We start from the raw sequence: 25,594 nt of genomic DNA, 5'->3' as shown, positions 1-25,594 counted from the left end.
TCCCGGTACTACAATCCCGGACATGGTCAGGTTGCCGCTCACTGCCGAAGATGTCGAGCGTGGACAGCGGCTCGGCGCGCTGCTGCGCCGCGCGAGGGGCCAGCGGTCGATGCTCGAGACCGCGCTCGAGGCCGGGGTCTCGCCCGAGACGCTCCGCAAGATCGAGACCGGGCGCGTCGCGACTCCTGCGTTCCCCACCGTCGCCGCGATCGCCGGGGTGGTCGGCCTGTCGCTCGACGCCGTGTGGGCCGAGGTCAACCATCAGCGCCCTGCTGGGTAGCCCTGGCGAAACCCGCTTGAAACACTTGCTTGGTCTACTGACTCCCGACGGGCCCAGCGCCCACAGCCGAGTCCCAACCCAGCACCCGACCAGGAGGCTGCCGTGCACCTGTCCCCCGCGGACACCGAGAAGCTGCTGCTGTCCGTCGCTGGCATGGTCGCCCGGGACCGGCTCGCCCGTGGCGTGCTCCTCAACCACCCCGAGTCGGTGGCCCTGCTGTCGACCTGGGTGATCGAGCGTGCGCGGGAGGGAGCCCTCGTCGCCGACCTGATGGAGCAGGGTCGCGACGTCCTGCGCCGCGAACAGGTCATGGAGGGCGTGCCGGAGATGATCGCCGACGTGCAGGTCGAAGCGACCTTCCCCGACGGCCGCAAGCTCGTCACCCTGCACCACCCGATCGCCTGAGCACGTCGCGGGCCGTGAACCCCAAGACCCCCTGAGCCATTCGCCGAGAGCAGGAGTTCCGTTGAGCAGCAACACTTCCGGTCCGGGCGCCATCCGGGTGAAGCCGGGGACGGTGACCATCAACGCCGACCGCACCGACACCGAACGCCTCACGCTCGTCATCGTCAACACCGGAGACCGGCCGGTACAGATCGGGTCGCACCTGCACCTGCCCGACGGCAACGCGGCCCTCGACTTCGACCGCAGCGCCGCCCACGGGTTCCGCCTCGACATCCCCAGCGGGACCTCGGTGCGGTTCGAGCCGGGCGTCAGCCGCGAGGTCGCCGCGGTGGCGCTGAAGGGCCGCCGACGGGTGCCGGGCCTGCAGGTGGACGGCCGCACCGACGGTCGGCTCGACTCGGCCGGCGAGGGAGGTGCCCTCGATGGCTGACCTTGACCGCGAGCGGTACGCCGCGCTGTACGGCCCCACGACCGGCGACCAGGTCCGCCTCGGCGACACCGACCTGTGGGTCGAGATCGAGGACGACCTCACCTTCGGCGGTGAGGAGGCCGTCTTCGGCGGCGGGAAGTCGATCCGCGAGTCGATGGCACAGGGCCTGCGCACCAACGCCGACGGGGCGCTGGACACCGTCATCACCAACGCGATCGTGCTCGACCACTGGGGCGTCGTGCGGGCCGACGTCGGCATCAGGGGCGGGCGGATCGTGGCCCTGGGTCGCAGCGGCAACCCCGACATCGCCGACGGCGTCCACCCCGACCTCGAGATCGGCCCGGGCACCGACGTCATCTCCGGCGAGGGCCGCATCCTCACCGCCGGCGGCATCGACCTGCACGTCCACTTCCTGTCCACCAGCCAGGTCCACGAGGCACTGGCCGCCGGTCTGACAACCCTCGGCGGCGGCGGCACCGGTCCGTCGGAGGGCTCCAAGGCCACCACGGTCACCCCCGGCCCGTGGCACCTGCAGTCGGTGCTGCGCGGGCTCGACCACCTGCCCGTCAACGTGCTCCTCATGGGCAAGGGCAACACCGTGAGCGCGGCCGGGCTGCGCGAGCAGGCGCTGGCCGGCGCGGCGACATACAAGGTGCACGAGGACTGGGGCAGCACCCCGGGGGCCATCGACGCGGCACTGCGGGCCGCCGACGAGTTCGGGCTGCAGGTGACGTTGCACAGCGACAGCCTCAACGAGGCCGGCTACGTCGACTCGACGCTGCGGGCGATCGGCGGGCGGAGCATCCACGCGTTCCACACCGAGGGCGCCGGCGGCGGGCACGCGCCCGACATCATCACCATCGCGAGCCACGCCAACGTCCTGCCCGGCTCGACCAACCCGACGCTGCCCCACACGGTCAACACCGTCGCCGAGCACCTCGACATGCTCATGGTCTGCCACCACCTCAACCCGGCCGTGCCCGAGGACCTGGCCTTTGCCGAGAGCAGGATCCGCGCGACGACCATCGCCGCCGAGGATCTGCTGCACGACCTCGGGGCGCTGTCGATGACGAGCTCGGACGCGCAGGCGATGGGCCGCATCGGCGAGGTCGTCACCCGCACCTGGCAGGTGGCGCACGTGATGAAGGCGAGGTATGGCGCGCTCGGCGCGAGCCTGCCCGCCGACAACGAGCGGGCCCGCCGCTACGTCGCCAAGTACACGATCAACCCCGCCATCGCGCACGGCATCGACCACGAGGTCGGCTCGGTCGAGCCCGGCAAGCTCGCGGACCTCGTGCTGTGGGACCCGAAGTTCTTCGGGTGGCGCCCCGACCTCGTCATCAAGGCGGGCGCGATCGTGTATGCCGCCCTGGGCGACCCGAACGCATCGATCCCCACCCCGCAGCCGGTGCTCATGCGACCAGCGCTCGTGGGTGAGGGTGGTGCGGGGGCCGACCGCTCGCTGACGTTCGTGGCCCCGGCCGCGCTCGACGCCGGGCTGGCCGAGACGCTCGGCCTCCGGAGCACCCTCGTGGGTGTGCGCCCGACCCGCGACGTCACCAAGGCCCACATGGTCAACAACAGCGCCACCCCGGCGATCGAGGTCGACCCCGAGTCGTTCGAGATCCGCGTCGAGGGCGAGGTCGTCACGCCCTCGCCGGCTACGGAACTGCCCTTGGCCCAACGGTATTCGCTGTTCTGATGACGCCCGATATGCCACCCGAGATCCACCCCGAGTTCGCCTCGATGCTGCTGGCTGACGGCCGCCTGCCGGTGGGCGGCCACACCCAGTCCTCCGGTCTCGAGCCGGCACTGCTGGGTGGGCTGGCCGAGGGCGACATCCCGGCGCTGGTGCAGACCCGCCTCCGCACGGTGGTGCGGGTCGAGGCGGCGGTCGCGGTGGTCTCCCGGCACCACGTCCTCGCCGGTCTCCCGCTCGAGCCCGTCCAGGACGCCTGGGCCGCAAGGACGCCGAGCGAGGTCGCCCGCGCGGCGTCGGTCGCCGTGGGCCGGGGCCAGCGAAGGCTGACGTTGCGGCTGTGGCCCGGTTCGGGAGCGGCAACGTCGCTCGACGCCCTCGGCACCCCGGCCCGCCCCGTCGCCGTCGGGGCGATGGCCGCAGCGGCTGGCCTGGACGCCGCCCGCACAGCGCGACTCGTGGCCTACGACGACGTGCAGACGCTGTGCGCCGCCGCCCTCAAGCTCTGCCCGCTCGACCCCGCCGACGCCACGGCGTGGCTGCTCGACGCGGGCTCTGCCGTCGAGGAGGTCGTCGGTGCGGTCGCACACCTGACCGAGCCCAGCGGCATACCCGCTCCGGCTGCGCCGCTGCTCGAGCAGTGGGCGCACCACCACCCGACCCACTCCCGGAGGTTGTTCAGTGCCTGAGGTCAGCCCGTCCACCCCCCGCGCCCTGCGCCTCGGCGTCGCCGGGCCCGTCGGCACCGGCAAGTCCTCGCTCATCGGGATGCTGTGCCGCGAGCTCGGCGACACCCTCGAGCTCGGCGTCATCACCAACGACATCTACACCGACGAGGACGCCCGGATGCTGCGCGCCGCCGGGGTGCTCGACCCCGAGCGGATCCGTGCAGTCGAGACCGGCGCGTGCCCGCACACCGCGATCCGTGACGACGTCAGCGCCAACCTGCTGGCCGTCGAGGACCTCGAGGCCGACTTCGCGCCGCTGGACCTCGTGCTCGTGGAGTCCGGTGGCGACAACCTCACCGCGACGTTCTCGCCGGCGCTGGTCGACGCGCAGCTGTTCGTGCTCGACGTCGCCGGTGGCGGTGACGTCGTGCGCAAGGGCGGCCCCGGCATCTCCCGCGCCGACCTGCTCGTGGTCAACAAGACCGACCTCGCGCCCCATGTCGGGGTCGACGCCGAGCTCATGGCGCGTGAGGGTCGCGAGGCGCGCGACGGTCGTCCCGTGATCGCGCTGTCGCGCACCGACCCCGACTCGATCGCCGCGCTGCGGACCTGGGTGCTCGGCGTCCTGGAGCAGCACCGCAGCGGTGGGCACACCCCGGTCGATCCCGGCCCCATGGCGCCGCACTCGCACGCGGAGCCCGACGCCCAGCACGCGCACGCCGGTGGTGAGGGTGCCCACACGCACTGAGGTCCGCACCGCCCGGGTAGCCCTCCTCCCCGACGCCGGTGGGCAGGCCCGGCTCGACCTGCGCGGCGGACTGGTCAGCCCCCGCGTGGTGCGCCAGGGCGCGGCGAGCGCCGAGGTCGCGCTCATCGCCACCACCGCGACCCTGCTCGGTGGGGACGAGCTGCGGCTGTCGGTCGAGGTGGGCCCCGGCCTGCGGCTGGACCTGCGCGACGTCGCCGGCACCGTGGCCTACCACGGCCGCGGACAGGGCTGCCTGGTCGCGGTGTCCCTGACCGTCCACCCCGGCGCCGTCCTCGTCTGGTCCGGCGAGCCCCTCGTCGTGTGTGACGGCGCGCAGGTGGTCCGCACCCTCGACGTCGAGGTGGCCGACGCGGGGCGGCTCCTGTTGCGGGACCGGGTCGCTCTCGGCCGCACCGGCCAGGCCGGCGGCGACCTCACCTGTCGAACGACCATGACGTACGGCGCGCGTCCGGCCCTCGTCGAGGAGCTCACCCTGGGCGCCCGGTCGCGGACCGGGGCGGGCGTCCTCGGTGGCGCCCGGGTCGTCGACTCGGTCACCGCCCTCGGCTGGCGGCCCGCAGACACGCGGGCGGCGGACAGCGAACCCGGCACCGCGCCGTACGCCCGCGCCGATGGCGCGGGACGCCGCGGCGCCGCGGTGTTCACCCTCCACGAGCCGGGGGCACTCGCCCGGCAGGTGGTGACGGACGCGCACGCCTCGGCGCTCCCACACACCTGGGCCCGATGGACCGCGGAACTGCCGTCCCTTTGACGGAGGAGCAGCCTCGGCGCCCCGCGTAGCGTGGCGAGACCACCAGCCGAAGGGAGTCACCATGGCCCAGTTCATGGATGTCCACACCAACATGCCCGGGGTCACGCCAGAGGCGCTGCTCGAGGCGCACCGGGCCGACCTCGCGATCCAGGGCGAGGAGTCCGTGGACTTCAAGCAGGCCTGGGCCGATCCGAAGACGGGCCACGTCTTCTGCCTGTCGGAGGGCCCGGACCGTGAAGCCGTCCAACGCATCCACGAGCGGGCCGGGCACCCCTACGACGAGATCCACGAGATCACCGTCACCGCCTGAGCCAAGCTCCACCCATAACTGCGTGTTACCCGTCTCAAAAGCAGGGTGGGCGGGTTGCCCTGACCTGTGCCGACGTACGATGGATTGACAGGCTGCGCTTCGCGTCGTCCGTGAGCCCACCGGCGCCGGACCGGCCGCGGCGACAGTCCTCCAGAACTGTTCGTCCACGACCGTCAGGACCGTATGAGCAGCAAGACCGTCGAGAAGCTGGACCGCGTCGTCATCCGCTTCGCCGGGGACTCCGGCGACGGCATGCAGCTGACCGGTGACCGCTTCACGTCCGAGACCGCGGCGCTGGGCAACGACCTGTCCACGCTGCCCAACTTCCCCGCCGAGATCCGCGCGCCCCAGGGGACGCTGCCGGGCGTCTCGAGCTTCCAGCTGCACTTCGCCGACCACGACGTGCTCACTCCCGGCGACGCCCCCGACGTCCTCGTCGCGATGAACCCTGCCGCCCTCAAGGCCAACCTGCGCGACCTGCCGCGCGGCGCGACGATCATCGCCAACACCGACGAGTTCTCCAAGCGCAACCTCGGCAAGGTCGGCTACACCACCAACCCGCTCGAGGACGGCTCGCTCGAGTCGTGGCACGTCCACCAGGTGGCCCTGACGTCGATCACCGTCGAGGCCCTGGCCGAGTTCGACTCCCTGTCCCGCAAGGACAAGGAGCGTGCGAAGAACATGTTCGCGCTCGGGCTGCTGTCCTGGATGTACCACCGCCCGACCAGCGGCACCGAGAACTTCCTGACCAAGAAGTTCGGCGCGAAGCCCGACATCCTCGCCGCCAACCTCGCCGCTCTCAAGGCCGGGCTGAACTACGGCGAGACGACCGAGGACTTCGCGGTCTCCTACGAGATCGCCCCCGCGCCGATGGCCCCCGGGACCTACCGCAACATCACGGGCAACATCGCCCTCGCCTACGGGCTGGTCACCGCCTCCCACCGCGCCAAGGTGCCGTTGCTGCTCGGGTCCTACCCGATCACGCCGGCCTCCGACATCCTGCACACCCTCTCGGGGCTCAAGCGCTACGGCGTGACGACCCTGCAGGCCGAGGACGAGATCGCGGGCATCGGTGCGGCACTGGGTGCCTCGTTCGGTGGAGCGATCGGCGTGACGACCACGTCCGGCCCCGGCGTCGCCCTGAAGTCCGAGACGATCGGCCTCGCCGTGTCGCTCGAGCTGCCCCTGGTCATCGTCGACGTGCAGCGTGGCGGCCCCTCGACCGGCCTGCCGACCAAGACCGAGCAGTCCGACCTGCTGCAGGTCATGTTCGGCCGCAACGGCGAGTCGCCTGTCCCGGTCATCGCGCCCCAGTCCCCCGCCGACTGCTTCGACGCCGCGCTCGAGGCGGTGCGGATCGCCACCGCATACCGCACTCCCGTGTTCATCCTCTCCGACGGCTACCTCGCCAACGGTTCCGAGCCGTGGTCGCTGCCGAGCGTCGCCGAGCTGCCCGACCTCACCGTCGAGTTCGCGTCCGAGCCGAACGCCGTGGACGACAAGGGCGAGCCGGTCTTCCACCCGTTCCTGCGCGACCCGGCGACCCTGGCCCGCCCGTGGGCGGTCCCCGGCACCGCCGGCCTCGAGCACCGCATCGGCGGCATCGAGAAGGCCGACGTCACCGGCAACATCTCCTACGACCCCGACAACCACGACCTCATGACCCGGCTGCGCGCCGGCAAGGTCGAGCGCATCGCCGACACCATCGGTGACCTCGAGGTCGACGACCCGGGCGGTGACGCGTCGGTCCTCGTGCTCGGCTGGGGGTCGACCTACGGCCCGATCGCGGCGGCGGTACGCAGCGTGCGCAACACCGGTGCGAAGGTCGCCCGGGCGCACCTGCGCCACCTCAACCCCTTCCCCGCCAACACCGGCGAGGTGCTGCGCCGGTACGACCGCGTGCTCGTGCCCGAGATGAACATGGGCCAGCTCGCGATGCTGCTGCGCGCCAAGTACCTCGTCGACGTGCACTCGTTCACCCAGGTGCGCGGCCTGCCCTTCACGACGGTCGAGCTCGCCGACGCCATCGTCGGCCTCGGCGCGGACGACGACGCGCAGACCGCCCCCGAGACCGTCACCAGCCAGAGAGGCCCCGCATGAGCACCGACCTCGGTATGCCGTCCACGGGAGTCCCGCACGGGACCGCCGGCGTCCCGCGCCTCGCCGAGGACGCGACCGCCCAGACCAAGAAGGAGTTCACCTCCGACCAGGAGGTGCGCTGGTGCCCCGGCTGCGGCGACTACGCGATCCTCGCCGCCGTGCAGGGGTTCCTGCCCGAGCTCGGCCTCAAGCGGGAGAACATCGTCTTTGTCTCCGGCATCGGCTGCTCGTCGCGGTTCCCCTACTACCTCGACACCTACGGCATGCACTCGATCCACGGGCGTGCGCCCGCGATCGCGACCGGCCTCGCGACCAGCCGCCGGGACCTGTCGGTGTGGGTCGTCACCGGCGACGGTGACGCCCTGTCGATCGGGGGCAACCACCTGATCCACGCGCTGCGCCGCAACGTCAACATGACGATCCTGTTGTTCAACAACCAGATCTACGGCCTGACCAAGGGCCAGTACTCGCCGACGTCGGAGGTCGGCAAGGTCACCAAGTCGACGCCGATGGGCTCGGTCGATCACCCGTTCAACCCGGTCTCGCTGGCGCTCGGCGCCGAGGCGACGTTCGTGGCGCGGACGATGGACTCCGACCGCAAGCACCTCACGGGCATCCTCAAGGCTGCTGCCGCCCACCGCGGCACCGCGCTCGTGGAGATCTACCAGAACTGCCCGATCTTCAACGACGGCGCCTTCGACCTCATCAAGGACCGCAGCCAGCAGGAGGCGCGGATCGTGCACCTCGCCGACGGCGAGCAGGTGCAGGTCGGCCCCGAGGGCGACCGTCAGGTGCTCGTCCGTGGCGCGGCCGGCTCGATGCAGTTCGTCCCCGAGTCCGAGGCCGGCGACCGCGAGATCGTGGTGCACGACGCCACCGCGGGCGACCCGACCCAGGCGTTCGCGCTCTCACGCCTGGACTCGCCGCAGATGACGCACGTCCCCATGGGCATCTTCCGCAACGTCGTCCGCCCGACCTACGACGACCTGGTGCGCGCCCAGGTGGATGCCGCCGTCGACACCGCCGGTGGCCCGGCGACCGACGCCGACCTCGATGCCCTCATCCAGGGACGCGACACCTGGACCGTGGCCTGACCAGGGCCGGGGCAGCTCCCACCCCCGACCACGACGAGACCCGGCGTGGCTCGATCCAAGGATTGCTCGCCTACGCCGTCTGGGGCCTGTTCCCCCTCTACTTCGCAGCGCTCAAACCCGCCGGCGCGTGGGAGATCCTCGCCCACCGCATCCTGTGGACGCTGCTGCTGTGCGCGGCCATCCTGCTCGTGCGCCGCGACCTCGCGTGGATGCGCCAGCTCTGGCAGCGGCCACGTCTGGGCCTCGGCGTCACTGCCGCAGCGCTGCTCATCGCCGTCAACTGGGTCGTGTACGTCGCTGCGGTGCTGGGTGGACACACGACCGAGGCCGCGCTCGGGTACTTCCTCAACCCGTTGGTCACGGTGGCCCTCGGTGTCTTCGTCCTGAAGGAGCGGCTGCGCCCCCTGCAGTGGGTGGCCGTCGGCATCGGTGCCGCCGCGTTCGTCTTCCTGTCGGTGGCGGCCGGATCCCCTCCGGTGATCGCCATCACCCTGGCGCTGTCGTTCGGGCTCTACGGCCTGGTGAAGAAGAAGGTCGGGGTGTCGCTGCAGGCCATGCACTCCCTGACGGCCGAGACAGCCGTCCTCGCGCCCATCGCTGCGGTGATGCTCGTCGTCCTCACGCTCCGGGGCGAGACCACGTTCACCACCGAGGGCGCCGTACACACCACCCTGCTCGTGGCTGCCGGAGCCGCGACCGCCGCGCCGCTGCTGCTGTTCGCCGGCGCCGCCCGCCGGGTGCCGCTGGTGACGATCGGTCTGCTGCAGTTCATCACCCCGGTGCTGCAGCTGCTGTGCGGCGTGCTGCTCCTGCACGAGCACATGACGCCGAGCCGGTGGGTCGGGTTCGGGATCGTCTGGGTCGCCCTCGCCGTGCTCACGGTCGACTCGCTGCGCCACCTCCCTCGCCGGGCGCCCACACCGGTCGCTGTGCCCTCCTAGGCCTTCGGGACGTGGTGGCCGGTGCCACCGTCGATGAGCTCGCGGATGATGTCGGCGTGCCCGGCATGGCGGACGGTGTCCTCGATCATGTGGACCAGGACCCAGCGCATGCTGACCGTGGTGCCGGCGTATGACGTGCCGACGGCCTCGAGCCCGAGCTCGCGGACGGCGGCATCTGCCGCGGCCCACGACCGCCGGTAGAAGTCGACGATCCCTTGGGTCGTCTCCCCCGGCGCGGCGCGCATGTCGGCCTCGAGGTCCTGGGAGAGGTCGGTCAGGGGCTCGTGGGGCCGGCCGAAGGTCTCGCAGAACCAGCCGTACTCGGAGTTGGCCAGGTGCTTGACCAGACCGACGAGGGTCGTGCCGCTGGGCACCAGCGCTCGCCGTTGCTCCTCGTCGGTCAGGCCTTCGAGCTTCCAGAGCATGACGTCGCGGTGGCTCTGCAGCGCCGCCAGCAGGATCGTCGTCTCGTCACCGGTGCGCGGTTCGTCGCTTGCCACGACCGCAGGCTAGTCGCCCAGGAGGTGGCGCACGTGGGCGTTGGTGAAGGTGCGGTCGGGGTCGAGCCGGTCACGCACCATACGGAAGTCGTCGAAGCGGGGGTAGAGCGGGCGCAGGCGGTCGGCACCCAGGGTGTGCAGCTTGCCCCAGTGCGGGCGGCCGGCGTGCTCGGCGACGATCGCCTCGAAGGCCGCGAACACTCCCCCGTCGTCCATGCGGTGGTACTGGTGCACGGCGACGTAGGCGTTGTCGCGCTCGTGGGCCGTCGAGAGCCAGATGTCGTCGGCCCCGGTGAACCGCAGCTCGACGGGGAACGGCAGCGCGACATCGTGGCGGTCGATCCAGGCGCGCAGGGCGGCGACGACGGGGCCGACGGAGGCCAGCGGCACGGCGTACTCCGACTCGCGGAACCGGACCCGGCGCGGTGAGCAGAACACCTTCCAGGAGTCGTCGGTGAACTCGCGGGCCGACAGCGCGCGGGCCGCCACCTGGGCGGTCCCCGGGACGCTGCGCGGCCACCGGGTGCCGACCCGGTTGACGAGCTCGAAGAACCCGTTGGCCAGGACGTCGTCGTCCAGTGCCGCTCGCCACCGCGGCAGCGGCCGCCCCGGGTCGTCGGGCCCCACGTCGTCGTTGTGCTTGACCAGGACCCGTGAGGTGTGGGGGAACCAGTGCATGTCCACGTGGTCGTGGGCCTCGACGTCCTCGGCGACCGTCGACAGCACGTGCGTGAGGTCGGCGCTGAACTCCCGGGCCCGGATCCGGAAGGCCGGCACGCACTGCAGCTCCACCTCGGTCACCACGCCGAGCGCCCCGAGGCCGACCCGGGCCGCGCCGAAGACCTCGGGCTCGGTGTCGGCAGAACACCGCAGCAGCGACCCGTCGGCCAGCGCGAGCGTCAGCCCCGACACCGCCGAGGCGATCCCCTGCCGGCGCAGACCGGAGCCGTGGGTGCCCGTGGCGATGGCCCCGCTGATCGTCTGCCGGTCGATGTCACCGAGGTTGGGCAGCGCGAGGCCGAGCGCCTGCAGGGCGGGGTTGAGCACGTGCAGCGGGGTGCCCGCTCCCACCGTGACCCGGCCCGTGGCGGCGTCGAAGGCCGTGATCCCCGTGAGGTGGTCCAGGCGCAGCTGCACGCCGTCGGTGACCGCGACGGGCGTGAAGGAGTGCCCCGAGCCCACCGCCCTGACCGGTATGCCGCGGGCGCGGCTGCGCGCCAACGTCGCCCGGAGCTCGTCGACGTCGCGGGGCAGGGCGACCTCGGCCGGGCGGCAGGTCTGGTTGCGGCCCCAGTTGGTCCACGTGGTCTCGGTGGGGCTCACCCGAAGTTCCGTCCCTCGCCGCGGTAGGTCGGCACCGTCTCCACGAGGTCGGTGCCGCTGACGAGGTGCAGGGCGTTGAAGCGTTCGCACAGCTCTCCGGCCTTGGCGTGCCGGAACCACACGCGGTCACCGACCTGCAGGGCTCGGGCGCCCCTGCCCCGCAAGGGGGTCTGCACCTCGCCTGCACCCTCGCGCTTGACCAGCCGCAGGTCACGGTGACCGAACAGGGCAGGCAGCCGCTCCCACCCGGGCGGCCCCGACGCGATGAACCCTCCCCCGGACACGGTGACGAACCCCGGTCCCGGCCGCCGCGTGACTGCCAGGGCGAAGGCCGCCGCAGGTCTGGGGCTGAAGGCGTCGTAGCCGTCGAACAGGGTCGGCCCGTAGAGCCCGGACCCGGCAGCGACCTCGGTGACGGCCGGGTCGAGCGCGGTCAGGTGGACCGAGCCCGTGCCGCCGCCGTTGACGAACTCCAGCGGGGCCACCTCCCTGACCGCGGCGACGACGGCCCGGCGGCGGGTCAGGAGGGACTCGGACGAGCGGGCCTTGACGAACCGCACCGCCGGCGAGCTGTCGGGGAGGCCCGCGATCTGCGCGTCGTAGAACATCAGCCCCACCACGGACAGACCCGCTGCAGCAGCGGCCCGCGCGACGACCACAGCGTCCTCGGGACTGCGCACGGGGGAACGCCGCACGCCGATGTGGACCGGCCCGACCCGCAGCGAGGCGTCGACGTCGATGGCGACGCGCAGCCCGTGCGGCCGCTCAAGGGCGGCGAGCATCCGCACGTGGTCGAGCGAGTCGACGGTCAGCGTCACCTGGCTGGCGGCCCAGCCGTCCCGGGCCAGCTCGGCCAGCGCGAGCACGTCGACGCTCGGGTAGGCGACGAAGACGTCCTCCAGCCCGGAGCCGACCAGCCAGCACGCCTCTCGGACGGAGTAGGCCATCACCCCGGCGAAGCCGGGCCGCGCCAGGGCCCGTTGCAGCAGCGGCCGGCACCGCACCGACTTGGACGCGACGCGGATGGGCACTCCGCGCGCCCGACGCACGAGGTCGTCGGCGTTGGCGTCGAAGGCATCGAGGTCGACCACGGCCAGCGGTGCGGGGAGCCCGGCTGTGGCCGCGCCCCACGCGGCGGTGATCTCAGCGGGATCGACATCCTGCTGGACGTCCCGGCGCGAGCTCACGAGCCGACCCTATCGGCCAACCCGTGCGTGGGCGGGTGGGTCAGCCGACGCGGGTGACGACGCTCGTCGCCAGCGCGGCCAGGGCGGACTTGGCCTCGCTGCTGGGCAGGGCATCCAGCGCGGCGGTCGCCTCGGCGGCCACGGCATTGGTCCTCTCCTGCGCGCGGTCCATCGCGGGGTGCACGCGCAGCAGGGCCAGTGCCTCGGCGAGCGACGCGTCGTCCTTGAGCTCGGACCTCAGCAGCTCCTGCAGCCGCGCGTCGGCCGGGTCGGTCGAGGCCAGGGCGTAGAGGACCGGCAGGGTCTGCTTGCCCTCGCGCAGGTCGGTGCCCGGCGTCTTGCCGGTCTCCTCGGGGTCCGAGGCGATGTCGATGAGGTCGTCGGCGAGCTGGAACGCCATACCGAGCCGCTCGCCATACTCCCGCAGCGTCTCGGTGGTCTCGGCGTCGCACCCGCTGAACATCGCGCCGTAGCGGGCTGCGGTGGCGATGAGGACGCCGGTCTTGTCGGCGAGCACCTGGAGGTAGTAGTCGGTGGCGTCGACACCGTCGGGGGCGCGGCGGGTGTCGCGGATCTGGCCCGAGCAGAGCCGGATGAAGGTGCGGGCCTGGATCTTCACGGCCTCGGGACCGAGGTCGGCGATGATCGAGGACGCGGTGCCGAAGAGCAGGTCACCGACGAGGATGGCCGTGGAGTTGTCGTACTTCGCGTTGGCGCTGGGGGCGCCGCGGCGCATGTCCGCCTCGTCCATGACGTCGTCGTGGTACAGCGAGGCGAGGTGCGTCAGCTCCACCCCCGTGGCCGCCGCGATGACGTCGTCGTTGATCCCGGAGCCCACCTCGGACGCCAACAGGGTCAGCAGCGGCCGGAACCGCTTGCCGCCGGCCTCGGCGAGGTGGATGTTGGCACCGGCGATGAACTCGTCGTCGTGGTCGACCTCGCGACGCAGGAGCGCGTCGACGGCCGCGAGGCCCTCGACGAGCCGCTCGTTCAGCGCGTCGGACGTGGCGGGGAGGGCCAGGACCGGCGGCGTGGAGCCCGTGTGAGCGGAAGGGGTCATCGCACCAGGAACTGCGACGACCGCTCGGCGAGGTCGAGGACCTGTGCCGGCAGCACGCCGAGGACGAGCGTGACGAGCGTCCCGATGGTGATCGCCACGGTCAGGTAGGGCGACGCGGTCTGCGCGACGACGGCTTCGCCGGCCGGCGGCTCGGTGAAGTACATGAGCACGATGAGCCGGACGTAGACGAACGCCGTGATGACGCTGCAGAGCACACCGATGACGACCAGCCACACGCCAGCCTTGCCACCGAAGGCGACCGCGGGCGAGAACGCCGCGAACTTCGCGGTGAAGCCCGACGTCAGCGGGATGCCGGCGAAGGCGAGCAGGAGGAACGCGAAGACGCCCGCGACGACCGGGTGGTTGCGGCCCAGGCCGGCCCACTGCGACAGGTGCGAGGCCTCGGACCCGCCCTGGCGCACCATCGAGACGATGGCGAAGGCGGCGATCGTCATGAAGCCGTAGGCGACCAGGTAGAACATCGTGCCCGAGACGCCGGTGCGGTCGAAGGACAGCACCGCGACGAGGATGAACCCGGCGTGCGCGATCGAGGAGTAGGCAAGCAGTCGCTTCACGTCGGTCTGCGTGACCGACAGGACCGCGCCGACGATCATCGTCAGGGCCGCGACGGCGATGACCCCACCGCGCCAGTCCCAGCGGTTGGCGTCGATGCCGACGTAGACGATCCGCAGGATCGCGCCGAACGCGGCGACCTTGGTGCAGGCCGCCATGAAACCGGTGACGGGGGTCGGGGCACCCTGGTAGACGTCGGGCGTCCAGGAGTGGAAGGGCACGGCACCGACCTTGAACAGCAGGCCGACGAGCACGAACACCACACCGGGCAGGAGCAGGCCCTCGAGCTGGCCAGGGGCCGCCGTGACCGCCTTGGCGATGTCGGCGATGTAGATGGAGCCGGCGTAGCCGTAGAGCAGGGCGGCACCGAAGAGGAAGAACGCGGAGCTGAACGCGCCGAGCAGGAAGTACTTCAGCGAGGCCTCCTGCGACAGCAGACGGCGTCGACGAGCCAACCCGCTGAGCAGGTAGAGCGGCAGCGACAGGACCTCGAGCGCGACGAACATCGTCAGCAGGTCACCGGCCGCGGGGAAGAGCATCATGCCGAGGACCGCGAACAGCGTCAGCGGGAAGACCTCGCTGGTGGCCAGGCCGGCGCGCAGGGCAGCAGCCTCGTGCGGGGACCCGGGGACCGCTGCACCCATGGGGGTGAAGGCGTCTGCGCCCTGTCCGCCGAACTTCTCGGCCATGGTGAGGACGCCGAGGATCGACATCGCGAGGATCGCGCCCTGCAGGAACAACGACGGCCCGTCGATGATGACGGCCTGCGCGAGGGTTCCTCCACGGTTCGTGGCCTTGGTGGAGACCGTCACGAGGACGACCAAGGCGGCCACGAGGGTCACCAACGTCAACGCCACCTGGGTCGTGTGGCGGACCCGCCGCGGCGCGAACGCCTCGACGAGCACCCCCACGAGCGAGCCGGCGATGACGATGAGCATCGGGGCGATGGCGCCGTAGTTGACGTCGGCGGCCTGGAAGGCGGTCGCCAGCATCGGCGTGGACAGGACGGTCACGGCGGGCATTACTTCGTGCTCCCGTCAGCGGAGGTGGGGGCCGGGTCGGCGACACCGACGTAGCTCAGGGTCTTGGTGACTGCCGGGTTGAGGACGTCCAGGGCCAGGTTGGGGTAGAAGCCCAGCACGAGGAACGCGGCGATCAGCGGGGCCACGACGAACTTCTCGCGGAGCGTGATGTCGCGGACGGGTGCAGCCAGCTCAGGCTTGGGGCCGGTCATCATCCGCTTGTACATCAGCAGGATGTAGAGGGCCGCGAGGACGATGCCTGTCGTCGCGACGACCGCCGCGAACTTGTAGCGCTGGAACGTCCCCACGAGCACGAGGAACTCCGACACGAACGAGCTCAGACCCGGCAGTGCCAGACCCGACAGGCCCGCGACGAGGAACACCCCGGCGAGTCCGGGCGTCACGCGCTGCCAGCCACCGAAGTCGGGGATGCGCTTGCTGCCCCGTCGGGCGATCAGCATCGCGGCGATGAGGAACAGCGCTGCGGTGGAGAACCCGTGGTTGAGCATGTAGAGCGTCGACCCCGCACCACCGGTCGTGGTGACCGCGAAGATGCCCAGCACGATGAAGCCGAAGTGGCTGACCGAGGTGTAGGCGATCAGGCGCATCATGTCGGTCTGGCCGATCGCCAGCAGCGCGCCGTACAGGATCGAGATGACGGCGAGGGTGAGCACGACGGGCGTCGCCCACCGGCTGGCCTCCGGGAAGAGCTGGAGGCAGAAGCGGATCATGCCGTAGGTGCCGACCTTGTCGAGCACACCCACGAGGAGCACCGCGGTGGCAGGGCGGGCCTCGGTCGCGGCGTCGGGCAGCCAGGTGTGCACCGGCCACATCGGCGCCTTGACGGCGAAGGCGAAGAAGAACGCGACGAACATCAGGCGCTCGGGCGTGGTGCCGAGGTTCAGCCCGGTGAGCTTGGTGACGAGGAAGCCGTCCGCACCGCCGGGACCGTAGTGGTAGAGCGCCAGGACGCCCACGAGCATCACGAGCCCACCCGCGAGGGAGAACAGCAGGAACTTCACCGCGGCGTACTGGCGACGGGCGCCACCGTAGGAGCCGATGAGGAAGTAGACCGGGATGAGCATGGCCTCGAAGAAGACGTAGAACAGGAACACGTCGGTGGCGGCGAAGACGCCGACCATGAACGTCTCCAGCACCAGCATCAGCGCGAAGTAGTTCTTCTCGCGCTTGCCACCCTCGGGCACGTCGTTCCACGCCGCGAGGACGCACACCGGCGTGAGGATGACGGCCAGCAGGATCATGACCAGGGCGGTGCCGTCGACGCCGAGGGCGTAGGAGACGCCGAACTGCGGGATCCACTCGTGCTGCTCGGTGAGCTGGAACTGCGTCTTGGACGAGGTGGAGAACTGCAGCGCGGCAGCGACTCCCATCACCAACGTCACCAGCGAGAAGCCCAGCGCGACGTGCTTGGCACGGTCGGTCACCCCTGCCGGGAGGGCGGCCACGACGGCAGCACCAATGAGCGGGATCAACCCGATCACGGTCAGCCAGGGGAAGTTCGTCATCACTGGATCACCCACAGAGCACCGAGAATCACGACGACGCCGGCAAGCATCGTCAGGGCATAGGAACGTGCGAAGCCGTTCTGGAGGCGACGCAGGCGGCTGGACGTGCCACCGACGAGGGCGGCCAGGCCGCCGAACCCGCCGTCGATGCCGCGGTTGTCCGCGAACACGAGGGCACGGGTCAGGTGCAGGCCGGGGCGCATGAAGACACCTTCGTTGACGTCGTCCTGGTAGAGGTCACGGCGAGCGGCCCGCGTGGCGAGGGAGCCGGCCGGCTGGGCCTGCGGCACCTCGTCACGCCAGTAGCGCATCCACGCGAGGCCGATGCCCCCGATCACCAGCAGCAGGGTCAGGCCGGTGATCAGCGGGACGGACAGCACCGGGTGCTCCTCGCCGTGCGCCCCCACGACCGGCTCGAGCCAGTTCGTGAAGGTGCCACCGATGGACAGCACCAGGCCGAGCAGCGCGGAGCCGACGGCCAGCACCATCATCGGGACGGTCATGGTCAGCGGGGACTCGTGCGGGTGCACGTCCTCGGTCCAGCGCTTCTTGCCGTGGAAGGTCATGAAGAACAGGCGCGACATGTAGAAGGCGGTGATGCCGGCGCCGATGAGCGCGGTGAGGCCGAAGACCCACGGGCGCCAGCCCTCGCCGATGAACGCGGCCTCGATGATCTTGTCCTTGGACCAGAAGCCGGAGAACGGCGGGACACCCAGGATCGCGAGCCAGCCGAGGCCGAACGTCGCCCAGGTGATCTTCATGGCACCCGACAGCCCACCGAAGCGGCGCATGTCGACCTGGTTGTCCATGCCGTGCATGACCGAGCCGGCGCCGAGGAACATCCCGGCCTTGAAGAAACCGTGCGTGAGCAGGTGGAAGATCGCGAACGCGGCACCGACCGGGCCGAGGCCGGCGGCGAGCATCATGTAGCCGATCTGGCTCATGGTCGACGCGGCGAGGGCCTTCTTGATGTCGTCCTTGGCGCAGCCGACGACCGCACCGAAGAGCAGCGTGATCGCACCGACGATGACGACGACGAGCTGCGCGTTCGGGGCGTTGTCGAAGATGAAGCCGCTGCGCACCACGAGGTAGACGCCGGCGGTGACCATGGTCGCCGCGTGGATCAGCGCCGAGACGGGCGTCGGGCCGGCCATGGCGTCGCCGAGCCAGCTCTGCAGGGGGAACTGGGCGGACTTGCCGCAGGCACCCAGGAGCAGCATCAGGCCGATGGCCGTGAGGACGCCTTGGCCCGCGCTGCCCTTCGCGGCCTGTTCGACACCGGCGAAGGTCACGGTGCCGAAGGCGGCGAACATGATCATGATCGCGATGGACAGGCCGACGTCACCGACGCGGTTGACGACGAACGCCTTGTTGGCGGCGGTCGCATACGCGGGGTTGTGGTTCCAGAACCCGATGAGCAGGTAGGACGCGAGGCCCACACCCTCCCAGCCGACGTAGAGCAGCAGGTAGGAGTCGGACAGCACCAGCAGCAGCATCGCCGCCACGAACAGGTTGAGGTAGGCGAAGAACCGGCGCTTGTCCGGGTCGTGCTCCATGTACCCCAGCGAGTAGACGTGGATCAGCGAGCCGACGAACGTCACGAGAAGCACGAACACGACCGACAGCTGGTCGATGAGCATGCCCGCGTCGACCTTGAACGACCCGGCCGTCACCCAGCTGTACAGGTGCAGCGAGGCGGCGCGCGACTCGGGGGCGCGGCTGATCATCGCGATCCAGATGATCGCGCCGACGAGGAACGCGGCCCACGACATGGCGGTCGCGAACAGCGGCCCCCACTTGTCGGTGGCGCGTCCGCCGAGGAGGAGGACGGCGGCACCGAGCAGCGGGAGAGCCACCAGGAGCCACGCGTATGCCGTGATGCCGGTGGCCGCCGCGGGTGCGGAGGCCGTGGTGGCAGCGGCGAGAGTTGCGAGGGAAGTCACCTTCGAGGCCCCTTCTACAGCTTCAGGAGGTTGGCGTCGTCGACAGAAGCCGACCTGCGGGCACGGAAGATGGCCATGATGATCGCGAGGCCGACCACGACCTCGGCGGCGGCCACGACCATGACGAACAGGGCGATCACCTGGCCGTCGAGGGAGCCGTGCATGCGCGCGAACGTCACGAACATCAGGTTGGTCGCGTTGAGCATGAGCTCGACGCCCATGAACACGATGATGGCGTTGCGACGCATGAGGACGGTGGCGCCACCGATCGCGAACAGGATGGTCGAGAAGTAGATGTAGTTGACGAGGTTCATCGCTGCGAGCCCTCCTCGATCTCGTGCTCGATGTCCTGCTCGGACTCGATGTGGCGGACGGGGGTGACGATCTGCTCGCGGGCGGTCAGCACACGCGACACGGACAGCTGGCTGGGCGTGCCGTCGGGCAGCAGCGCCGGGGTGTCGACCGCGTTGCTGCGGGCGTAGACACCGGGCGCCGGCAGGCCGGCCACGTTGCGGTTGTCGCGGATGCGCCGCTCGGACCACAGCCGCTGGCTCGGCTTGGCACCGATCCGCTCGCGGTGGGCCAGCACCATCGCGCCGAGCGCAGCGGTGATGAGCAGGGCCGAGGTGACCTCGAAGGTCCAGACGTACTTGCCGAAGATCAGCTCGGCGACCCCGGTGATGTTGCCCGGGCTCTCGTTGACGCTCGTCAGCCCCTTCATCGGGCCGAACTGCACGCGACCGACGGCCGTGAAGACCAGCGTGCCGAGGCCGAGGGCCAGCACGAGCGAGGCCCACTTCTGGCCCTTGAGCGTCTCGACCAGGGAGTCGGAGGAGTCGACACCCACGAGCATGAGGACGAAGAGGAACAGCATCATCACCGCGCCGGTGTAGACGAAGATCTGGATGATGCCCAGGAAGTCCGCCTGCTCCGCGATGTAGAAGATGCCGAGGTTGATCATGACCAGGGCCATGGCGATGGCGGCGTGGACCGCCTTCTTCGCGAACAGCAGCCCGAGGGCGGCGATCACGGAGACGGGGGCCAGAACCCAGAAGAGCACTTGCTCACCGAGACCGGTCATCGGCGCACCGCCTCTCCGCTGCTGTCGCGCGTGGCCTGGCCGGTGCGCACCGTGTCGACGCCCTCGACCGGGTCACCGGTGGCGGCGACCCCGTCCTGCGACGCCGCGTCGTGCTCCTTCACCCATGCCTCCTGCTCGGGCGTCGCCCGAGCGACCTTGCCCTGGTAGTAGTCGCGCTCCTCGAGGCCCTCGACCATCGGGTGCGGCGCCGGCAGCATGCCCTCCGAAAGTGGGCCGAGCAGCTGCTCCTTGGTGAAGATGAGGTCGCCCCGGTTGTTGTCGGCGAGCTCGTAGAAGTTGGTCATCGTCAGGGCGCGCGTCGGGCAGGCCTCGATGCACAGGCCGCAGAAGATGCAGCGCAGGTAGTTGATCTGGTAGACGCGGCCGTAGCGCTCGCCGGGCGAGAACCGGCCCAGGCCACCCTCGGTGTCGTCGTTCTGCGCACCCTCGACGAGGATCGCGTCCGCCGGGCAGGCCCACGCGCACAGCTCGCAGCCGACGCACTTCTCCAGGCCGTCCGGGTGCCGGTTGAGCTGGTGGCGACCGTGGTACCGGGGCTGCGTCGGACGCTTCTCCTCGGGGTACTCCTCGGTCTCCAGCTTGCGGAACATGGTGGCGAACGTGACGCCGAACCCACCGACCGGTGCGAAGAGGTCGGCGAAGAACCCGCCCTTCGTGTCGTCCGCTGGGCGATCAGCTGCTCGGTCAGCCACGAGCGGCCTCCTTGTCGGTTGCGTCCGTGCGGCCGCTGATGGCCATGGTCGGCTCCTTCAGGCGCTGTCCGGGCAGGGGCGGCACCGGGTACCCACCCGCGAACGGGTCGATCTCCTCCGGCGCGGGGGCGGAACGGGCAGCCTCGCGCTCGATCTTCTTGTTGTCCCACAGCCACACCGCGAGCAGCGCCACGAGGGAGACGATGACGACGAAGACGATGCTGAACACCGGGAACTTCCGGTTGCCCAAGGTCAGGGCCGCATCCCCGAAGTAGCCGAGCTGGCTGCCGCGGATGAAGGCGACGACCACGACCCAGGCAAGGGTGACGGGGATGAGGAACTTCCAGCCGAAGCGCATGAACTGGTCGTAGCGGACGCGGGGCAGCGAGCCTCGCAGCCAGACGAAGAAGAACATGAACAGCCAGAGCTTGATGACGAACCACAGCAGGCCCCACCACCCGTGGTTGAACATGCCGTCGTTGATGGCGGCGATGCCGGGAGGTGCCTGCCAGCCACCGAGGAACATCGTCGTGGCCAGCGCCGCGACGGTGAACATGTTGACGTACTCGCCGAGGAAGAACATCGCGAACTTCAGCGAGGAGTACTCGGTGTGGAAGCCACCGGTGAGCTCGCCCTCGCCCTCGGCGAGGTCGAACGGCAGTCGGTTGGTCTCCCCCACCATGGTGATGACGTAGACGAAGAAGCTGAAGAACGCCGGGATGATGTACCAGAGGTCCTTCTGCGACGCGACGATCTGCGAGGTCGACATCGAGCCGGAGTAGAGGAACACGGCGACGAGCGACAGGCCCATGGCGATCTCGTAGGAGATGACCTGGGCGGTCGAGCGCAGCCCACCGAGCAGCGGGTAGGTCGAGCCCGAGGACCAGCCGGCCAGGACGATGCCGTAGACGCCGACACCGGCGACGGCCAGCACGAGCAGCACCGCGACGGGGATGTCGGTCAGCTGCAGCGGCGTGCGGTGGCCGAACATCGACACCGTCGGGCCGAGCGGGATGATCGCGAACGACACGAACGCCATGGCACCGGCGATGACCGGGGCCAGCGCGAAGACGACCTTGTCGGCGTTCTTGGGCGTCAGGTCCTCCTTGAGGGCCAGCTTGACGCCGTCGGCCAGGGTCTGGAGCAGACCGAAGGGGCCGGTGCGGTTGGGGCCCGGGCGCTGCTGCATCCGGCCGATCACGCGACGCTCGAACCAGATGACGATCAGGGTGTTGACCAGCAGGAAGACGAAGACCAGCAGGGCCTTGACCAGGTGCAGCCACCACGGGGTGTCACTGAAGTCGGCGCGGGGGTTGTCGGCGAACGGCACGTTCGCCAGCCCGGCCGGGAGGTGCGGCAGGGCGGTGACTGCCTGCGCGGCATACGTCACGGTGCTCACTGGGTGACCTTCCTGTCCACGGTGCTCGCGACCTTCGTCAGCGTGACGAGGGCTCCCGCGTCGGCGCCCAGCGTGGCACGGACGCGGCTGCCCTCGGAGTTGGTGGGCAGCCACACCACGTGGTCGACCATGCCCGGGACGACCTCGACGGGGGCGGTGACCTCACCCCGGCCGGCGGCCACGCGGACGCCGTCACCGTCGACGAGCCCGAAGGCCTCGGCGGTGGCGGCGGACACGCGGGCACGGGTCGCGTGCGCGGTGCCGGCCAGGAACGGCTCGCCGTCCTGCAGCGAGCCCTGGTCCAGCAGGTGGTGCCAGGTGGCCAGGACGACCTTCCCCTCGGGCAGGCTGGGCACGTCACCCACCGGGGCGGTCGGGGCGGCGGGACGCTCCCCCTGCCACGGGCCGAGGGCGGTCATGTCGGCCCGGATCTCGCTGAGCGTGCGGGCACCGAGGAAGGCGCCGAGCTCGCTGGCCAGCATGTCCAGGACGCGGTAGTCGGAGTTGAACGCCGTGTCGATCGCCGTGGCGAAGGGCCGCGGGCGACCCTCCCAGTCGACGAACGTGCCGCCCTTCTCCGCGTGGGCGGCTACGGGGAGCACGACGTCGGCGACCTCGGTCACCGACGAGGGGCGCACCTCCAGCGAGACGACGAACGTCTTGGCGAGGGCTTCCTCGGCGTGCGCGTCCGCCAGGTCGTGGGCGTCGACGCCACCGACGACGAGCGCGTTGACCTCGCCCGTGGTCGCCGCAGCCAGGATGCCGGCGGTGTCACGGCCGGGCGTGTCGGGCAGGCCGACCACGTCCCAGGCCTCGGCGACCTGCTGGCGGGCGGCGGGGTCGGACACCGGGCGACCGCCGGGCAGCAGGGTCGGCAGTGCGCCGGCCTCGAGCGCACCGCGCTCACCGGCACGACGGGGCACCCACGCGAGGCGGGCGTTGACCGAGGAGGTGAGGGCAGCGGCGGCGGACAGCGCACCGGGGACGGTCGCGAGGCGCTCGCCGACGAGCACGATCGTGCCGGGCTCCCCCAGGGCTTGGGCGGCCTTGGCGGCGGCGCCGTCACCGGTGACACCGTCGCCGAGCGCGCGGAGCACCTCGGCCTCGGTACCGGGCGCGGCGGGGATGAGCGTGCCGCCGAGCTTGGTGAGGCCGCGCGTCGCGAACGGCGCGACGGCATACACGGCCGTCTTGTGCTTGCGGTGCGCCTTGCGCAGCCGCAGGAAGACGATCGGGCTCTCCTCCTCCGGCTCGAAGCCGACGAGGACGACGGTCCTGGCCGTCTCGAGCTCGGCGTAGGTCACCGCCGCACCGTTCGGGCCGGTGGCCACGACGGTGGAGGCGAGGAACTCGGCCTCCTCCTGCGAGTGCGGACGAGCCCGGAAGTCGATGTCGTTGGTGTCGACCACGGTGCGGGCGAACTTGGAGTAGGCGTAGGCGTCCTCGGTGGACACGCGGCCACCGACGAGCACCCCGACACCCTTCGCTGCGCGCAGGCCCTTGGCGGCGACCTCGAGGGCCTCCGGCCAGGACGCGACCTGGAGCTCGCCGAACTCGTCACGGACCATGGGGAACTGGAAGCGGTCGCCGGTGGTGGCGTATTGGAAGGCCCAGCGACCCTTGTCGCAGTTCCACTCCTCGTTGACCGCCGGGTCGTTGATCGCCATGCGGCGCAGCACGACCCCGCGGCGGTGGTCGGTGCGGATCGAGCAGCCCGAGGCGCAGTGCTCGCAGACGCTGCTGGTCGACATGAGGTCGAACGGGCGGCTGCGGAAGCGGTAGGCCGCACCGGTCAGCGCGCCCACGGGGCAGATCTGCACGGTGTTGCCCGAGAAGTAGGACTCGAACGGCTGGTCCTCGTAGATGCCGACCTGCTGGAGGGCGCCGCGCTCGACCAGCGCGATGAACGGGTCACCGGCGATCTGGTCCGAGAAGCGGGTGCACCGGGCGCACAGGACGCAGCGCTCACGGTCGAGCAGCACCTGCGAGGAGATGTTGATGGGCTTGGGGTAGGTGCGCTTGACGTCCTCGAAGCGGGACACCGCGCGGCCGTTGCTCATGGCCTGGTTCTGCAGGGGGCACTCGCCGCCCTTGTCGCAGACCGGGCAGTCGAGCGGGTGGTTGATGAGCAGCAGCTCCATGACACCCTGCTGCGCCTTGTCGGCGACCGGGGAGGTCTGCTGCGTCTTGACCTGCATGCCCTCGGTCACGGTGATCGTGCAGGAGGCCTGCGGCTTGGGCATCGCCCGCATGCTGCCGTCGGGGCCCGGCGTCGCGATGTCCACGAGGCACTGGCGGCAGGCGCCCACGGGCTCGAGGAGCGGGTGGTCGCAGAAGCGCGGGATCTGGACGCCGACCTCTTCGGCGGCGCGGATCACCAGGGTGTTCTTGGGGACCGACACCTCCACGCCGTCAATGGTCAGCGAGACCTGGTCGACGGTGGCGGGCGGCGTGGCGTCGCCGTTGCTGACGGCGTTGCCGCCGGCGCTGGGACTGGTCTGGACCGTCATGCGGTGGCCTTCTCCTTCGCGAACAGCGACGACTCCCTCGGATCGAAGGGGCAGCCACCGTTGGTGAGGTGTGCGAGGTACTCCTCGCGGAAGTACTGGATGCTGCTGGTGATCGGCGACGTGGCACCGTCACCCAGCGCGCAGAAGCTGCGGCCGAGGATGTTGTCACAGATGTCGAGCAGCTTGTCGAGGTCCTCCTCGGACCCCTCGCCGTGCTCGAGCCGGCCGAGGATCTGCTTGAGCCACCAGGTGCCCTCGCGGCACGGGGTGCACTTGCCGCAGGACTCGTGCTTGTAGAAGTCGGTCCAGCGGTCGACGGCCCGCACGACGCAGGTGGTCTCGTCGAAGATCTGCAGCGCGCGGGTGCCGAGCATCGACCCCGCAGCAGCCACCGACTCGAAGTCGAGCGGGGTGTCGAGGTGCTCGTCGGTGAACAGCGGGGTGGACGAGCCGCCTGGAGTCCAGAACTTGAGCTTCTTGTTGGGGTCGCGCATGCCACCGGCCATGTCGAGCAGCTCGCGCAGCGTGATGCCGAGCGGTGCCTCGTACTGGCCGGGACGCTTCACGTGGCCCGAGAGGCTGAAGATGCCGAAGCCCTGGGACTTCGCGGTGCCCATGTCGGAGAACCAGTCCGCGCCGTGCAGCAGGATCGGCGGGACCGACGCGATCGACTCGACGTTGTTGACCACGGTCGGGCGCGCGTAGAGGCCCGCGACCGCCGGGAACGGCGGCTTGAGGCGCGGCTGTCCGCGACGGCCCTCGAGGCTGTCGAGCAGCGCGGTCTCCTCACCACAGATGTAGGCGCCGGCGCCCGCGTGCACGGTGATGTCGAGGTCGAACCCGGAGCCGTGGATGTTCTTGCCCAGGTGGCCCGCGGCATACGCCTCCTCCACCGCGCGCAGCAGGCGGCGGTAGACGTGCACGACCTCGCCGCGCAGGTAGATGAAGGCGTGGTTGCAGCCGATGGCGTAGGAGGTGATGACGCAGCCCTCGATGAGGAACTGCGGCGCCGCCATCATCAGCGGGATGTCCTTGCAGGTGCCGGGCTCGGACTCGTCGGCGTTGACGACGAGGTAGCGGGGGCCGCCGTCCGGCGGGGGCAGGAAGCCCCACTTCATGCCGGTCGGGAAGCCGGCGCCGCCACGGCCGCGCAGACCCGAGTCCTTGGTCATCTGCACGAGGTCGGCGGGGGCCATCGACAGCGCCTTCTTCAGCGCCTGGTAGCCCTCGTTCTTCTCGTACGTCTCCAGGGTCCAGGACTGCGGGTCGTCCCAGAACTTGGTGAGGATCGGGGTGAGCGTGGTGGCCAC

24 protein-coding genes are annotated in these 25,594 nt (G+C 70.7%); 11 read left to right on the top strand and 13 right to left on the bottom strand.

The window, feature by feature from the left end:
- Positions 1–22 precede the first annotated feature (22 nt).
- The 11 genes from ABEG17_RS11460 (at position 23) to rarD (ending at position 9,447) form a co-directional block, all read left to right on the top strand.
- Positions 23–280, top strand: a complete 258-nt coding sequence (locus ABEG17_RS11460; protein WP_406829609.1) for a helix-turn-helix transcriptional regulator — start codon at positions 23–25, stop codon at positions 278–280.
- Between the two features lie 153 nt (positions 281–433).
- Positions 434–685, top strand: a complete 252-nt coding sequence (locus ABEG17_RS11455; protein ID WP_406833184.1) for an urease subunit gamma — start codon at positions 434–436, stop codon at positions 683–685.
- 61 nt (positions 686–746) lie between these two features.
- Complete coding sequence (gene ureB, locus ABEG17_RS11450; RefSeq protein ID WP_406829607.1) at positions 747–1,115, top strand: urease subunit beta; 369 nt, start codon at positions 747–749, stop codon at positions 1,113–1,115.
- Positions 1,108–2,817 carry an urease subunit alpha gene (locus tag ABEG17_RS11445; protein WP_406829606.1) on the top strand — a complete coding sequence of 570 codons (1,710 nt, stop codon included), beginning with the start codon at positions 1,108–1,110 and terminating at the stop codon, positions 2,815–2,817. Before ureB ends, ABEG17_RS11445 begins: the two co-directional genes overlap by 8 nt.
- A complete protein-coding gene (locus ABEG17_RS11440; protein ID WP_406829605.1) occupies positions 2,817–3,503 on the top strand; it encodes an urease accessory protein UreF in 687 nt (228 codons plus the stop codon). The genes ABEG17_RS11445 and ABEG17_RS11440 overlap by 1 nt, the downstream gene beginning before the upstream one ends.
- Positions 3,496–4,230 (top strand): urease accessory protein UreG, encoded by a 735-nt coding sequence (ureG, locus tag ABEG17_RS11435; protein WP_406829604.1) that lies wholly within the window; start codon positions 3,496–3,498, stop codon positions 4,228–4,230. The genes ABEG17_RS11440 and ureG overlap by 8 nt, the downstream gene beginning before the upstream one ends.
- On the top strand, positions 4,214–5,002 hold the full coding sequence (locus ABEG17_RS11430) for an urease accessory protein UreD (RefSeq protein WP_406829602.1): 789 nt from the start codon (positions 4,214–4,216) through the stop codon (positions 5,000–5,002). The genes ureG and ABEG17_RS11430 overlap by 17 nt, the downstream gene beginning before the upstream one ends.
- Before the next feature lie 61 nt (positions 5,003–5,063).
- Positions 5,064–5,312, top strand: coding sequence for an SCO4226 family nickel-binding protein (locus ABEG17_RS11425; protein WP_406829601.1), 249 nt, complete (start codon positions 5,064–5,066; stop codon positions 5,310–5,312).
- 183 nt (positions 5,313–5,495) lie between these two features.
- The gene (locus tag ABEG17_RS11420; RefSeq protein ID WP_406829600.1) at positions 5,496–7,412 is read left to right on the top strand and encodes a 2-oxoacid:acceptor oxidoreductase subunit alpha; all 1,917 of its coding nucleotides are present in this window, start codon (positions 5,496–5,498) and stop codon (positions 7,410–7,412) included.
- The gene (locus ABEG17_RS11415) at positions 7,409–8,506 is read left to right on the top strand and encodes a 2-oxoacid:ferredoxin oxidoreductase subunit beta (protein ID WP_406829599.1); all 1,098 of its coding nucleotides are present in this window, start codon (positions 7,409–7,411) and stop codon (positions 8,504–8,506) included. The genes ABEG17_RS11420 and ABEG17_RS11415 overlap by 4 nt, the downstream gene beginning before the upstream one ends.
- Positions 8,491–9,447 (top strand): EamA family transporter RarD, encoded by a 957-nt coding sequence (gene rarD, locus ABEG17_RS11410; RefSeq protein WP_406833183.1) that lies wholly within the window; start codon positions 8,491–8,493, stop codon positions 9,445–9,447. The genes ABEG17_RS11415 and rarD overlap by 16 nt, the downstream gene beginning before the upstream one ends.
- Here the strand turns inward: rarD and ABEG17_RS11405 are convergent.
- The 13 genes from ABEG17_RS11405 to nuoF are packed head-to-tail and all read right to left on the bottom strand — an operon-like array spanning position 9,444 to position 25,594.
- Positions 9,444–9,947: a DinB family protein gene (locus ABEG17_RS11405; RefSeq protein ID WP_406829598.1), complete on the bottom strand. Its 504-nt coding sequence runs from the start codon at positions 9,945–9,947 to the stop codon at positions 9,444–9,446. The two genes, rarD and ABEG17_RS11405, sit on opposite strands and share 4 nt — an antisense overlap.
- A 9-nt stretch (positions 9,948–9,956) precedes the next feature.
- A complete protein-coding gene (locus ABEG17_RS11400) occupies positions 9,957–11,270 on the bottom strand; it encodes a D-arabinono-1,4-lactone oxidase (RefSeq protein ID WP_406829597.1) in 1,314 nt (437 codons plus the stop codon).
- Complete coding sequence (locus ABEG17_RS11395; RefSeq protein WP_406829596.1) at positions 11,267–12,457, bottom strand: alanine racemase; 1,191 nt, start codon at positions 12,455–12,457, stop codon at positions 11,267–11,269. The genes ABEG17_RS11400 and ABEG17_RS11395 overlap by 4 nt, the downstream gene beginning before the upstream one ends.
- Before the next feature lie 40 nt (positions 12,458–12,497).
- Positions 12,498–13,517 (bottom strand): polyprenyl synthetase family protein, encoded by a 1,020-nt coding sequence (locus ABEG17_RS11390; protein ID WP_406829595.1) that lies wholly within the window; start codon positions 13,515–13,517, stop codon positions 12,498–12,500.
- Entirely contained in the window at positions 13,514–15,112 is a 1,599-nt protein-coding gene (gene nuoN / locus ABEG17_RS11385) for an NADH-quinone oxidoreductase subunit NuoN (protein WP_406829594.1), read from the bottom strand. Before nuoN ends, ABEG17_RS11390 begins: the two co-directional genes overlap by 4 nt.
- The gene (locus tag ABEG17_RS11380; protein WP_406829592.1) at positions 15,112–16,638 is read right to left on the bottom strand and encodes an NADH-quinone oxidoreductase subunit M; all 1,527 of its coding nucleotides are present in this window, start codon (positions 16,636–16,638) and stop codon (positions 15,112–15,114) included. The genes nuoN and ABEG17_RS11380 overlap by 1 nt, the downstream gene beginning before the upstream one ends.
- The gene (nuoL, locus tag ABEG17_RS11375; protein ID WP_406829591.1) at positions 16,638–18,581 is read right to left on the bottom strand and encodes an NADH-quinone oxidoreductase subunit L; all 1,944 of its coding nucleotides are present in this window, start codon (positions 18,579–18,581) and stop codon (positions 16,638–16,640) included. The genes ABEG17_RS11380 and nuoL overlap by 1 nt, the downstream gene beginning before the upstream one ends.
- A 14-nt stretch (positions 18,582–18,595) precedes the next feature.
- Complete coding sequence (gene nuoK / locus ABEG17_RS11370; protein ID WP_406829590.1) at positions 18,596–18,895, bottom strand: NADH-quinone oxidoreductase subunit NuoK; 300 nt, start codon at positions 18,893–18,895, stop codon at positions 18,596–18,598.
- Positions 18,892–19,662 carry an NADH-quinone oxidoreductase subunit J gene (locus tag ABEG17_RS11365; RefSeq protein WP_406829589.1) on the bottom strand — a complete coding sequence of 257 codons (771 nt, stop codon included), beginning with the start codon at positions 19,660–19,662 and terminating at the stop codon, positions 18,892–18,894. Before ABEG17_RS11365 ends, nuoK begins: the two co-directional genes overlap by 4 nt.
- Entirely contained in the window at positions 19,659–20,375 is a 717-nt protein-coding gene (gene nuoI, locus ABEG17_RS11360) for an NADH-quinone oxidoreductase subunit NuoI (protein ID WP_406829588.1), read from the bottom strand. The genes ABEG17_RS11365 and nuoI overlap by 4 nt, the downstream gene beginning before the upstream one ends.
- Positions 20,368–21,735, bottom strand: a complete 1,368-nt coding sequence (gene nuoH, locus ABEG17_RS11355) for an NADH-quinone oxidoreductase subunit NuoH (RefSeq protein ID WP_406833182.1) — start codon at positions 21,733–21,735, stop codon at positions 20,368–20,370. The genes nuoI and nuoH overlap by 8 nt, the downstream gene beginning before the upstream one ends.
- Positions 21,736–21,770: 35 nt before the next feature.
- The gene (locus ABEG17_RS11350) at positions 21,771–24,284 is read right to left on the bottom strand and encodes an NADH-quinone oxidoreductase subunit G (protein WP_406829587.1); all 2,514 of its coding nucleotides are present in this window, start codon (positions 24,282–24,284) and stop codon (positions 21,771–21,773) included.
- A complete protein-coding gene (nuoF, locus tag ABEG17_RS11345; protein ID WP_406829586.1) occupies positions 24,281–25,594 on the bottom strand; it encodes an NADH-quinone oxidoreductase subunit NuoF in 1,314 nt (437 codons plus the stop codon). Before nuoF ends, ABEG17_RS11350 begins: the two co-directional genes overlap by 4 nt.

The sequence above is a fragment of the Pedococcus sp. KACC 23699 genome, from assembly GCF_045348425.1.
Taxonomy (GTDB): Bacteria; Actinomycetota; Actinomycetes; order Actinomycetales; family Dermatophilaceae; genus Pedococcus.
Note: the sequence above shows the minus strand (reverse complement) of the source record. Positions and strands in the feature narration are given on the sequence as shown.